General features: G+C 43.8%; 11 protein-coding genes. 3 read left to right on the top strand and 8 right to left on the bottom strand.

Annotated features, from left to right (window positions below; translation table 11 throughout):
- The first annotated feature begins 82 nt into the window (after positions 1–82).
- Complete coding sequence (locus COR50_RS13015) at positions 83–2281, top strand: B12-binding domain-containing radical SAM protein (protein WP_098196225.1); 2199 nt, start codon at positions 83–85, stop codon at positions 2279–2281.
- Between the two features lie 23 nt (positions 2282–2304).
- Here the strand turns inward: COR50_RS13015 and COR50_RS13010 are convergent, their stop codons facing one another.
- Both COR50_RS13010 and COR50_RS13005 read right to left on the bottom strand, forming a co-directional pair.
- Positions 2305–2748 carry an ester cyclase gene (locus tag COR50_RS13010; protein WP_098194388.1) on the bottom strand — a complete coding sequence of 148 codons (444 nt, stop codon included), beginning with the start codon at positions 2746–2748 and terminating at the stop codon, positions 2305–2307.
- 94 nt (positions 2749–2842) lie between these two features.
- Positions 2843–3421, bottom strand: coding sequence for a glycosyl-4,4'-diaponeurosporenoate acyltransferase CrtO family protein (locus tag COR50_RS13005; protein WP_098194387.1), 579 nt, complete (start codon positions 3419–3421; stop codon positions 2843–2845).
- A gap of 191 nt (positions 3422–3612) precedes the next feature.
- Here COR50_RS13005 and COR50_RS13000 point away from each other — a divergent pair, with 191 nt between their 5' ends.
- Positions 3613–4947, top strand: a complete 1335-nt coding sequence (locus COR50_RS13000) for a sensor histidine kinase (RefSeq protein ID WP_098194386.1) — start codon at positions 3613–3615, stop codon at positions 4945–4947.
- A 16-nt stretch (positions 4948–4963) separates the two neighbouring features.
- Here the strand turns inward: COR50_RS13000 and purU are convergent, their stop codons facing one another.
- From purU to COR50_RS12980, 4 genes are all read right to left on the bottom strand, one after another.
- Positions 4964–5800, bottom strand: coding sequence for a formyltetrahydrofolate deformylase (gene purU / locus COR50_RS12995; protein WP_098194385.1), 837 nt, complete (start codon positions 5798–5800; stop codon positions 4964–4966).
- 391 nt (positions 5801–6191) lie between these two features.
- Positions 6192–6959 carry a hypothetical protein gene (locus COR50_RS12990; RefSeq protein WP_098194384.1) on the bottom strand — a complete coding sequence of 256 codons (768 nt, stop codon included), beginning with the start codon at positions 6957–6959 and terminating at the stop codon, positions 6192–6194.
- A 163-nt stretch (positions 6960–7122) separates the two neighbouring features.
- Positions 7123–8457 carry a DEAD/DEAH box helicase gene (locus tag COR50_RS12985; RefSeq protein WP_098194383.1) on the bottom strand — a complete coding sequence of 445 codons (1335 nt, stop codon included), beginning with the start codon at positions 8455–8457 and terminating at the stop codon, positions 7123–7125.
- Positions 8458–8567: 110 nt separating this feature from the next.
- On the bottom strand, positions 8568–9623 hold the full coding sequence (locus COR50_RS12980; RefSeq protein WP_098194382.1) for a baeRF3 domain-containing protein: 1056 nt from the start codon (positions 9621–9623) through the stop codon (positions 8568–8570).
- 337 nt (positions 9624–9960) lie between these two features.
- Between COR50_RS12980 and COR50_RS12975 the strand changes: the two genes are divergently transcribed.
- Positions 9961–11037, top strand: coding sequence for an alkene reductase (locus COR50_RS12975; protein ID WP_098194381.1), 1077 nt, complete (start codon positions 9961–9963; stop codon positions 11035–11037).
- A gap of 112 nt (positions 11038–11149) precedes the next feature.
- Here COR50_RS12975 and COR50_RS12970 read toward each other — a convergent pair whose 3' ends face one another.
- Positions 11150–12055 carry a hypothetical protein gene (locus COR50_RS12970; RefSeq protein ID WP_098194380.1) on the bottom strand — a complete coding sequence of 302 codons (906 nt, stop codon included), beginning with the start codon at positions 12053–12055 and terminating at the stop codon, positions 11150–11152.
- A gap of 76 nt (positions 12056–12131) precedes the next feature.
- Positions 12132–13106 carry a LuxE/PaaK family acyltransferase gene (locus tag COR50_RS12965; RefSeq protein ID WP_098194379.1) on the bottom strand — a complete coding sequence of 325 codons (975 nt, stop codon included), beginning with the start codon at positions 13104–13106 and terminating at the stop codon, positions 12132–12134.
- Positions 13107–13206: the final 100 nt, after the last annotated feature.

Here is a 13206-nt window from a genome sequence, read left to right as displayed (position 1 = left end):
GGGGGGAATTATACTAATAATCCCCCCTTTTACTACTTCCTCTCCAGGATTAGTGATAATTTTGCGTTTTAAATTAATGATTTTGAGCGCGACAGTATTATTAATCACACCTCCATTTACACAACTCAATACCCCCTACCCGGCAACGGCTTACCTGAAAGGCTTCCTGAATACGAAGGGAATCAGCTCTTTCCAGGTTGATCTGGGCATAGAAGTAACGGTAGCCCTGTTCTCGTCGGGAGGTTTAACCACGCTCTTCCAACAACTAAATCAAAATCCCCGGGAATGGGATGCTAACATTCAACGGATATTAGCTTTACAAGATGATTATATCCAAACCATCGATGATGTAATTTCCTTCCTTCAAGGTCATAATCCTACCCTGGCGCACCGAATTTGCAAAAGGGCCTTTTTACCGGAAGCCGGTCGATTTTCCCAATTGGAGGATATCCACTGGGCATTCGGCAGCATGGGGATACAAGATCAAGCTAAGCACCTGGCCACGATGTACCTTGAAGATCTTTCGGATTTAATTATGACAACCGTAGATGAACATTTCGGTTTCAGTAGGTACGCGGAAAGGTTAGGAAGATCAGCAAATAGCTTTGATGAGCTTTATCAGGCTTTGCAAGCCCCTTTTACTTATATAGATCAACTTACAATAGCATTATTACAACAACACCTGGAAACCGTGCAGCCGGAATTGGTAGCCCTTTCTGTCCCGTTTCCCGGCAATCTTTATACCTCCCTACGTTGCGGTCAATTCATCAAGAAGCATTATCCCAAGGTGAAAGTGGCCATGGGTGGTGGATTTGCCAATACCGAATTACGGTCAATCTCGGATCCGAGGGTGTTTGAATTTTACGACTTCATCACCTTGGATGATGGAGAAGCGCCGGTAGAGCAATTGGTAAAATTCGTTCAAGGCGACATTCCCAGGGATGCATTGAAAAGGACGTTTTTACTCGATGAACAGCAGGTAATCTTTATCAATAACACGGCCTGCAAGGATTATAAACAAAGCGAGGTCGGCACCCCGGATTACAGCGATTTTTTGCTTGGTAAATATATATCCGCTATAGAGGTGATCAACCCTATGCACCGCCTTTGGAGTGATGGCAGGTGGAATAAATTAACGATGGCGCATGGTTGCTATTGGGGCAAATGTACATTCTGCGATATTTCGCTTGATTATATAAAGATTTACGAACCTATTGCCGCAAGCATGATTTGCGACCGCATGGAAACCATCATGCAACAAACGGGGCAAACAGGCTTTCACTTCGTGGATGAAGCGGCGCCGCCTTCGCTGATGAAAGCGGTTGCACTGGAAATTATTAAGCGTAAACTAACCCTCAGCTGGTGGACGAACATCCGTTTCGAAAAAAGTTTCACAAGGGATTTGTGTTTGCTCTTGAAACAGTCCGGCTGTATTGCCGTATCTGGCGGTTTGGAAGTGGCTTCAGACAGGTTGTTGGCATTAATTCAAAAAGGGATTACCGTTGCGCAAGTAGCCCAGGTAAATCGCAATTTCATGGAAGCCGGTATCATGGTTCATGCGTACCTGATGTATGGATTTCCAACGCAAACAGCACAGGAAACCATCGATTCACTGGAAATGGTCCGGCAGATGTTCAAAACCGGGATCTTGCAATCCGCCTTTTGGCATCAATTCGCGATGACAGCTCATAGCCCGGTGGGCATAGACCCGGCAGCCTTCGGGGTAAAGAAAGAAAAAGAATTGATGGGCACTTTCGCAAATAATGATATCGTCCATATCGATGAGCAAGGCGCTGATCATGAAATGTTTAGTTTCGGGCTGAAAAAGTCTTTATTCAATTTCATGCACGGACTTTGCCTTGATGATCCCTTGCAAAAGTGGTTTGATTTCAAAGTACCCAAAACGAAAGTGGCCCCGGATTTTATCGAGCAGTCCCTTGAAGAAATTCAATATCAAACGAAGAAATCAAACACCAAGGTCGTATTTACCGGTAAACTACCCTCGCTTGAGATAGTTACCAAATCAAAGAAAGGGCAGCAATGGGAAGTTTGCAGCCTTACTTTCCAAGGATTGAAAAGTTCACATAATATCCAAGTATCCCCGGGGCAAGGAAAATGGCTTAGGGCAATGCTCGGAGAATTACAGCCCAACCGGGCCAAGTTATATTCCTTGCAAGAAATCAGCCAGTCATACGAAGCGGCCGGTTTAGAAGATTTCGAATTATTTTGGGATAATAAGCCGGTAAACACACTTCATAAAGTAGGCTTATTACAGGTATAACTGCAAGATTACGGTGGTTGCCCTTACTTTTCCGCGGCCATCCTTTCAGCAGCATCTTTCAATTGTGCTATGATTAACGGGATCGTATTTAAACCCCAATGCTCAAGATATTGACCATCTTTCAGGCGCACCATATCCATCACATCGATCTTGATATCTAAGCCCGTGGGAGGAATTCCCAATAAGTTACCGGTATGCTTACCCGTGATCGTTTTCCTGCTCGACACGAGATCACCTTCCGCGATTTGCTCCAGGATATCGACTTTCAGACCAGGGAAAGCTTGGTGCAATACATTCTTCACCGTGTTAATCATACCTTGAGCGCCGTTGTCAGCAGTGGGTGGCGCCGTGCGATTGATAAATTCCGGGTGCATAATTTCAGCGAAGCTATCCAGGTTGCCATCCTGTAATACTTCGTAATTAAAGCGTCTTACTACCGCTTTGTTTAGTTCTAATAAATCTTGCATGATTTCAAACTGGGTTTTACTTGGTAGGCTTGTAGATGTATTGAATGGTAAAAATATGAAAATTAGAAAGAACACGGGAAGTCAAATTAAATGGTCATATTTTCTTGCTTTTCGATAAAATACGCAATACCCTCAACCGGTTGTATTGTTGTAAGAATATTGGATATAAATTATAAAGAATATTATTTAGAAAAATGATGATAGCCCAAATCCAATCCTTTTCTACGGCAGCATAAATTGAAACCGCCAACATAAAAATCCATAGCAACATATGGAAACGTTCGAAGAAGTATGTTTTAGCAATATAGCCATCGATATCCTGCCGCCTGAAAATGACCGTATAGTTAGGGTAACGCCTCCTAACGGCCTGGTTGACCCAATCACCGTCCTGGCTAAATTTCCGGATCAACAAGATGCCAACTTTATGGTAAACCCTGATCCGGTTAGATAATTGAATCCAGAAATAAAAACGGTGCGGTAAAGCCGCGAATACAATGCTGATCCCCCCGAATATGTATAAATATTTCAAAGGTAAATCTGAAAAGCAATACACGGTTACCGGCGTAAGATGCAAAACCGTCCATATCATATTAGGAATAATATTATATAAAGAAGCTAACCTTTTCCCTTCGGTATAAGATTGCCGCCTGGATATATGTCTATTTTCTAACATAATAATTGCAATAATATCTAAGAAATGTCGCTATTGAAACGGATGAATAAAATACAACATATTTTATTGGCGTACAAGTGCGCGGTATCCCGGTTTGCAGTATTCTTAAACAACTGTCAAATTCTGTATTTTTTAACAAATCCCCACTCACAGGAAGTCAATTTTCCGACTATCTTTGCCTTGCTAACAAGATGGCCATTTTCCCTACCTTATATCGATTTGCAAAACGTACCTGGCACTACATCGTCAACGTAGGTGTTTATGAGGGTATGCCGTTTATCGAATCGCGGCGCACCAAGTTGCTGAACTTGATTACCATCCCTTGTATACCTTTTATGTTTTACTTCGGCTGCTTAAATGTTTACCAAGGCAGGTACTTGCTTTCAATAGTCAATTTCACAACCACCTCGATAGGTATTGCCGTATTTTTCCTGCACCAATCAAGGCGTTACGTTACGGCAAGGTTCCAAATGATTATTTTAAGTATCCTTTTATACACTTTTACGGGTGTATATTTTCATAATGGTTCCGAATACTTCCTGCTTAATATCTTGATCGTTTCCATCCTCGTATATGATCATAAATGGATCGTTACGGGTTTAAGTATGTTGATTATTACCGCCTTCCTCTTTATCATTTTTATGCCCCAGGATAAGGTTTGGGCAGATCCCGTTCCTACGCAAAGGGTTTGGGTCAACGTGGGAATGGCTATTTCTTTCATTGCCGTTGCATTGGCCTATTTCAAATATATTCAATCCGATTACCAGAAGGAAATCGAGCATCAACGGCAAGCCCTTGCTAACATGAACAAGGACAAGGAAAAATTGTTCTCCATCGTGGCGCATGATATCCGTAGCCCATTGGCCACATTGGAAGTTTTGCTGGAGATGTTTCAAAAAGGAGAATACCCGGAAAAAGAGATGGTAGAGGCCGCGGCTGCCTTGCACCAAAAGGTTTCACAACTCGGGGGCACCTTGGATAACCTACTCCGCTGGAGCACCAAAAGTATGAAAGGCATCCAAACGCAACCGCAAGATTTCCTCATAGATCCCTTACTGAACGAGGTAATTGGTTTTTTCCAGATGATACTACAGCAAAAGAACATTCAACTACTTATCGAACATCAAGAACCGGTAGCTGTATACGCTGACCGGGACCAGGTTTCAGTAATACTGCGTAATGTACTTAGCAACGCCATTAAATTCAGCCCTGCCGGGTCACAGGTTAAAGTTGCGTTCTTTCAACAAGATGACCTAGCTATTATCGAGGTAATGGATCATGGCCAAGGGATGAGTAGCAAGCAATTGAAATCGCTGTTTACGTTTAACAGCACCCCTTCTTACGGTACCCATGGAGAAAGGGGCAGCGGTCTTGGTTTAATGCTTTGTATAGAATTTATCAAGTCAAATAATGGCACCATCGATATACAAAGCAAGGTTGACCAGGGAACCCGCATCAGGATTGGCCTTCCCAAAGGAAACCTCATGGCAAAAATGAACGCCTCCCCACCCGCTTTGTCCAATTGAGAACTTTAATTGCCGGTTAATCAAATACCACTGTTTTATTTCTAAATACGAACACCCGGTCATCGAATACTAATTGCAAAGCCCTCGCCAATACTGCCATCTCTATTTCCTTGCCGGCCTGGCGCATTTTCTGGGCATTGTAAGTATGGTTTACAGGAATTATTTCCTGGAAGATAATAGGCCCTTCATCAAGATCATCAGTAACGAAATGTGCCGTAGCGCCGATCAACTTCACACCTCTTTCAAATGCCTGTTTATACGGGTTAGCGCCGATGAAAGCCGGTAAGAATGAATGGTGGATATTGATAATCTTCAAGGGATATTTCGCGTTAAATGCAGCGCTTAATATCCGCATAAATTTTGCCAAGACTATAAAGTCAGGTTGGTATTGATCGATTATACTTGTAATACCTGCTTCGAAACCGGCTTTATCTTTCCCTTCTGCTGCGACTGCATAAAACGGCACATCGAAACGCTGGCACAAATCCTCCAAATCAGGATGATTTCCAATCACACATTGAATAGATGCCCCCAATTCTTTAAAATGATGGCGCACCAATAAATCGGAAAGACAATGATGCTCCTTGGTAACCATTACCACTATTTTTTTAAGTGCGATCGGGTTCACCTGGACGGTAGCCGTGGCTGGCAAAATCCCCGATAATTCCCGCTGCAATAACAAGGCCTCCGCATCATTAACCTGGCCGGATGTCTCTATCCTTATAAAAAACCTGGTTGTTGACGGATCCACGTATTCCCTTAGGGAAATGATGTTCCACCCCTGCTTTGCTAACACACTTGAAATAGCTGCTACCAAGCCTACTTGATCTGTACTTTGTATGAGGATAACCATAACTTGAAGATACACTTTGCCTTCAAAATTATTTACTATTTCATCCTGCCCCTGGTAAATCAGATAGGGATAACTTCCAAATACTACCGCATGGTAAATTCCTGGATCCAGTCTAAAAACTGCCGGAATTATTCTCCTGACTGCCCTCTAGCAAATGCCGGCATCTAAGTTCATGGCTGGGCTTAAAAGTAAAAACAGGTTTTCGATCCATAAAGATATTTAAAGAATTGTTTGAGAATCGCGGATAGATAGTAGCGCAAATCCGTAAATATTCTCTTACGGATCGCGGTATTCACCTGGAAATAAAAGACTTCCGGGGAATATGGTTTTAATTATCAGGCGTCCCGCACGCTATATTATCGGAATTTCCGAACGGCCTCACCGACTATAGCTATTGCGCAGCAAGAAAGGCACTGGCAGTTTGTACACTCTCAACCCATAATCCGGAATTAGGCATGATTACAAACTCGCTCAGACCATTCTTTTCAGACTCTCCCGGCGCCCAATCGTAAGTATAGCCCATCCGCGTCCAAGGGTAGTGGTAAGCGGTAGCTGACACCAGGCTACGGTAATACGCAAAGATGATATAGTTATCGAACCAAGTGGCGTACTCTTGCGAAACATTATCAACAAGATTATAAGTAGCGCTATTGGTTAGCACGCTTGGATTCCCTGCCGGCCTATAAACGTTGGATAACTTCACCCATACTTGCGCGATATGTGTATTACTGTTTTCCCCTAAAGGCGGTAATCCTAACAATTGATTAATTCTTAACGTGGTATCGGAGCTTGCCGTGAATCGACCATTTAACTTCGTCTTCATCTGTCCAGGTACAAATACCCAGGACTCGCCCCAGGTATTGGTAATAGAATCCCCTGCCGGATAGCTACCGGGGTATTTCATATAAGTAGCCATCAATACGTACTCCTGGCCATGAATGGTTTTCCACTTTACAGCCGGGTTTGAACCGGAAAGAATCATCAGGTTATTCGCGATTTCATCATCCTCCGCCACCATTGCATCCTTCACTGCTGCTGAATACAATGTCTGAAGATCCGATGGTAAAGGTTCGCCATCACTATCTTTACTACAACTCCAAATTAAAATGGGAAATGTAAGAACAAGCAGGCAGCGCAAACAATGTTTTCTCGTTTTCATAGTGATTGGTTTGTTAAACGCAATCTAACGAAATTCAAAATAATTCGGGAGCAAGCTTAGCTATAAAACAACCCTAAATATAAAAATGAACGAAATGAACAAAGATTATGGGTCGAACAAGCCGTTCATTGCGCCTTATCATAAATTGACAAGTCAATAAATATTACTTCTTTTTAGCGCCTCTCGTTTTGGGTTTGCCATATTTTACCCGCATTTTATCCGCATGGCTGATTTTACGATTTACTTTTTTATTCTTGGCTTTCTTTTCATGGAATGCAGGTCCACCGGGCTCCCATTTCGGTAGTTTTGCCGAAGGCAGGTTCTTCACGGGAATCTTGGGCATCTCGTCTTCTGTAAGGCGGGTTTCAATAGTCACTTCAGCCGGGAATTCGACTTTCTCGATCGATTGTCCCATAGATGCTTCAATCGCTTCCTTGTTGGCCGTCTCCGCGGGACTAGTGAATGTAATTGCCACGCCTTTTTTATCGGCACGGCCGGTTCTACCGATACGGTGAATATAACTCGCCGGGACATCCGGGGTATCAAAATTGATGACATGGGATACGCCTTCTATATCGATGCCGCGCGCAACTAAATCGGTTGCGATGATGAAGCGGTAGGTTCCTTCCTTGAACTGGTTAACCGTGTTGAAGCGGTATTTTTGATCCTTGTTGGCATGCATCACGCCCATCTGGTTCTCAAACTTGGGCAACAAGGCTTCAAAAAGCTCATCGGCCATTTTCTTCGTACTAGCGAACACGAGAACTTTATTCATACTTTCATCGTTCGATAATAAATATTCCAAGAGGTTTACCTTGGTATAAAAGTTCGGCACCCCGTAATAAAGTTGCAAAATATTTTCAACAGGAGTACCGGCCGGCGCAGCTTCTACCCGTTCCGGGAACTCGAAATGGGTATCCATAATTTCTTCTACCTCCGGGGATAAGGTAGCAGAGAAAAGCAAATTTTGACGCTTGGGTGGCAGCAAGTCCAAGATATTATTCAGTTGAACTTTAAAGCCGAGGTTCAACATTTCATCGACCTCATCTATTACCAATTTCTTGACGGACTTCAACTTTAAAGCGCCGCTCAAAACGATGTCATATAATCGCCCCGGTGTGGCCACGATAATATTCGCGCCCTCTTTCACGGCTTCCATCTGCGGGTTCATATTAACGCCACCGAATACGCCGATGGTCTTAAAGCTCGTATAGGCATTCAATTTATTCGATGCTTCCACTACCTGCGCAACGAGCTCCCTCGTCGGTACCAATATCAATACGGAAGGGTTCTTTTCCTTCGTAAATTTCATCTGCCTAAGAATTGGAACCAAGTAAGCAAAGGTTTTCCCGGTGCCTGTTTGCGCAATCCCGCACACATCCCGACCCGACATGATAACGGAAAAAGACTTCTCCTGGATCGCGGTGGGCGTTTCCAAGCCCATCTCGTCCAAAGCATTCAGTAACGGCGTATTGATATTTAAGGATCTAAATGACATCTTTATATAAAATTGAACCGCAAATTTAGTGATATTCTGCCGACACCCGGCAATAAAAAAGCCCGGGACGCTTAAACCCCGGGCTATCCAATATTAAAATCCGGTTATCGTCAATACCTGGTTACCAATGCAACGCCATTATAAATTGAAAGCGTACCTGGGTCCATGAAAACCACGTTGCCGCCACTTTTCGCAACTGCATCCACCAAATCCAGCACCACATCGGGAGCATCTTTTTCTTGAGATACCGAGATGAGTCCATCTTTTATTCGGCCAGGTTGAAAAAAGTCTCTTTCCAGGTAAAGGCTTTCAGCATTGCCCCCGGTCGCGGCCCGGTAAATATCATTCAAATCGTCCATTACTCTTTGTGCACGTTGCCCTGCTTCAATTTGGTGCAAATAGGCAGATTGGCGATCTTTAATAACCTGGCTCACAACGGGGTAAACCATCCTAACCAATTCTCCCGGATCGGTATGATCGTAGCTACCTTCCAAGGTACCCATCACGATATCCTTGATATCCATCTGGTGCGGATAATGTGATAAATTCCAGGAATCACCTGCCAATACAACCGGCAAGGGGTTATTATAGTAATAAGTTTTGAACCTCTTATCTGCCACGTTAAAATATTCCATCAGGTATTTATCTTCCACGTTGCCTTGGCCCTTTCTAATCGGATCGGAAGTATAATATTGCGTATTCTCGAATGGAAAATCCTTATTACTAAACTCCTGCACTAACTTGTTATTAAATGCTTCCAGCAAGCGGATCTTCTGCATGCTAATTGAAATAATATAGTAATGCTCCACCTGTTGCATTGCTTTGTAGACCGGTCTAACATCGAAAGAATCACCGATTACGACGCGGGCAGTAACTTCGGTAGCCAACTTAACCAGCTTAGCAAAGGTAGGCGTTGCGTAAATGATCAGCGCGTCCAGGTTGTAATCGCGGTTAATATCGCTCTCGATGGCTTGCAAATGCTCCAAAATAGGCCAAACGGTCCTTTTCTCATATTTTTCATACAACTGCTCTTCCGCGGTTTTAATTAAATTTTTCAACTGGATTTCATCCTGTAAATTATCAGGGTGAGTCCTATGCGTTGGCAACATGATCGTAACTGCCGGTACATCCTTTTGCTGCATCAAGAGGGCGAGTAATTCTTTCATCGGGTATTGCTTTTTGCAAACTATAACAAGGATAAAAAGATGAATGTTTAGATAATTTAATGAATACCTGATAAAATTGACCCCTTATTTGCAACACCGTCTTCCCCTAAGCCGCGTGAACCCCGGTTGACCTGGCATTTTTCTAAACCGTAAGTGCCGGCCTTTTCTTGCTAATAGCATTACAACTGCCCGCAAGCTATGGCGCCCCGGTATTCATCAGCTCGATAACACGCTCACTAAATATATAACCGGCTAATATCCAAGCCCCTATAACGGCACATTATCAATTCTTGATAAAACCGTATCTTTACAGATTGAATTTTTGATTAAAGTAGCGATGGATCATCAATTATTTGAACCTTACCAACTAGGAAGACTGCAATTAAAGAATAGGATCGTGATGGCCCCGATGACGAGGAGCAGGGCAATCGACAATCTCCCCAATGAGCTGATCAGCACCTATTACCAACAGCGTGCCAGCGCCGGGTTGATTATCGTGGAAGGTACAGCCCCGTCTATCAACGGTTGTGGCTATTGCAGGATTCCCGGGATTTATACCGAAGAACAAGTAAAGGCATGGCAACAAGTTACCACCGCGGTACACGGTAAAGGGGGGCATATTTTCTTGCAAATCATGCATACCGGGCGGGTGGCACATCCACATAATATTCCGGAAGGCGGTAACATCCTGGCCCCATCAGCCATCGCTATAAAAAATGGACATATCTATACGGATAAGGCCGGGATGCAACCTTACGCCCTCCCGAAAGAAATGGATCAAGAAGATATCGATAACGCTATTGAAGAGCACGTAACCGCGGCAAAGAACGCGGTAGCAGCCGGGTTCGATGGAATCGAGTTACATGCAGCCTACGGGTACCTGGTCGAACAATTCCTGAGTCCGAATAGCAACCGGCGTACCGATGCATATGGCGGATCCCCGGTTAAAAGGGCCAAGTTCTTACTAGATTTATGCAGCGCATTAAGCGAAGCTATCGGTGCAGACAGGCTCGGCGTGCGCATCTCCCCGTATAATACGGCGCTGGATATAGGCGCCTACCCGGAACCTGATATAGTGGAAACTTACCGTGGCATCGCGGGGCATTTAAACGACTTACAAGTTAATTATCTACATATTTCATCGCAACCGCAGCTCCCCGCTTCCTTTTTAAAAATGCTGCGTAGCAGGTTTAACGGGAGTATCATTATTTGCGGGCAGATGGACAATGAAAAAGCACAGGAAGTAATAGCCCAAAACCTGGCTGACCTCGTAGCGTTTGGAAAACCATTCCTGGCCAATCCCGATTTCGTGGAGAGGCTTAAAAATCAATTGCCGCTAAATGAAGCTAGGCCACACTTGTATTTCACACCGGGAGAGGAAGGTTTGATCGATTATCCATTTTATCAAGCTTAAACAAATGCTGCCGCTAAGGATAGCTCAAGACCGTTAAATACAGAAAGAAATGGCGTACCATTTCCTTCGAAAAAGTATACATCAAGCGATATGTAAGCTTTTTATTACGTAATTACTTGTTAATATCCGCGATACTCACAACCCTCGTTTCCCCTTCTATGATATCCGTTGTAAAGGTGTAAACTTTTTCGCCGTTCGGGTATTCAAAATACATCTCCAAGGGCAATACAACCAGGGGGTAATTCCCTTCCATTTTCATGATTTCAATTTCGGTGCGGAACCCGTCGGGAATAAAAGCGTAGGCTGGGAATACGGAACGCGGATCCATCGGTATCCAAATATGCGCCGTAACATTTTCATGTTTTCCACTGGCCTGGTTTACATCCAGTTTTTTAGTGTGCGTAATATATTCTTCACAGGCAACGCCGGTAATCAATTTTGTTTGGCCGGTCTTTTTCAACTGGGTCAGCTGGTTGATCTCGCCGGGGTATTCGGGGTTCATAGTTTTTAGATCCATCAAGTCCTTATCACCTGTAGCCATGCGGTATAAACCCGTCATATTGACCTGGGTACGGTTATTAAAATCCCCGTAAAAATGGTGCTTCGTTTGCGTGGCCCTATCTATAACCTGGATGCTGTACTGGGGCAATTTACTACTGTAGTAAATCACGATGTATTCACCGCTGTTCTTCACTTTGTTCATCCCTTTATAGCGAACTGATTCCTGGTAAACAGCGACATCATATTCAAATGCGGAATCAATATAGATCGATTCATCCCCGCTTATTACCAAAGATTTCTGCACGGCATGCTTGGCCGCTGTATTATTTTCAGAAGCGTTAGAACCTTTAGCATGTTCGCTGGTTTTCAGGGATGCCGTGGGCATCGGCTTTTTCTTTGCTGGAGTGGAAGTGCTTTTCTTCTGCTGCGGCAATTCCTTCGTAGGCTTTACCACCTGCGCACGCAACGCCGGGGAACACAAAAACAAGGCAGCCGCTAATAGCGTTTGTAATTTCATAGGTGTAGTGTTTCTAAAACACGAACTTATGAAAGTTTTTTATGTTATTAGTAATTTTATGTATAAATAATTTAAATCAACTAACCATTAAACTGCATCCCCTTAAGGCAGATTGATCCAACCTGCCCAGCACCTCGAAGCTTCCACCGGGATGTAGCTTACCGATATCATCCGTGGCTATAAATGAGCAGGAAAAAATATTGGCTAAGTCTACCACGTTAATTACACCGGACCGGCGTTGCAAAGATGCGTCCAGGGGATCACTTTCATCCCTCAATAAAACTTTCATCCAAGCGGGGCATTCAAACTTGCCCCCGCCTTTCGAATATGCTTGGGACAATAACTCTGTCATACCGTATTCCGAATGAATAGTTTGCACACCCAAGCGGGTGGATAAAAAACTATGTACCTCGTCGCGCGTCCATTCTTCCCGGCGACCTTTCATCCCACCCGTCTCCATGATGATCGTATTTTTCAAGTGCACCTGGTGGCTATCTGCAAAATCCAACAATGCGAAGGTGACACCGATCAACAAGGTCGGTGTTTGTTCATCTTGTAATACCTGCTTCAGTTTATCATGTTCATACAAGTAGAAACCGCTTTGCGGGTGGGCGCTCTGCTCTATCATATCTTTTACCATGTATACCAGGGAAGAATGTTTCCTTTCGAGGTAAGAAGGCAGCAAACCGATTACCCTGTAGCCTTGAGCCCGCCCATAAAAATGTTCAAACGCTAAGCGGAAACTCTTTTCATAAATACGAACTTCTTTTACGAGATGTTGACTGTTGACCGTTTGCGTGGTTCCGCTGCTTTCAAACAAAACTTCAGGCTCGAAAGAACCGCAGGTAACCCGGTGCGTCTTAAAAAATTGTATTGGTAAAAATGGTATTTGCTGCAATTCCTTCACCTCCGGGGGTTTCACCCGCAATTGATCTGTATAGGCCCGGTAGATTTCATTCTGCTGGTATTGGTAACGGAAAATTGATAAGGCAGCTGCCTCGAAATCCGCCTCCTTGAGAGAAAATATACTGTTGATAAAAGCCTCGTTCATAAAATGCTAGCCTGGTTGCCGGCAAAGTTAGTGATTCGCGGGGGTAATTGTTCAAATTACAAGGGAAGCAGGTAGGGCCAGCTTAAAAAATACTACGGTT

This window comes from Chitinophaga caeni, assembly GCF_002557795.1.
GTDB classification, from domain to species: Bacteria; Bacteroidota; Bacteroidia; order Chitinophagales; family Chitinophagaceae; genus Chitinophaga; species Chitinophaga caeni.
The sequence above is the reverse complement of the archived record's forward strand: the minus strand, read 5'-3'. Positions and strand labels throughout refer to the sequence as shown.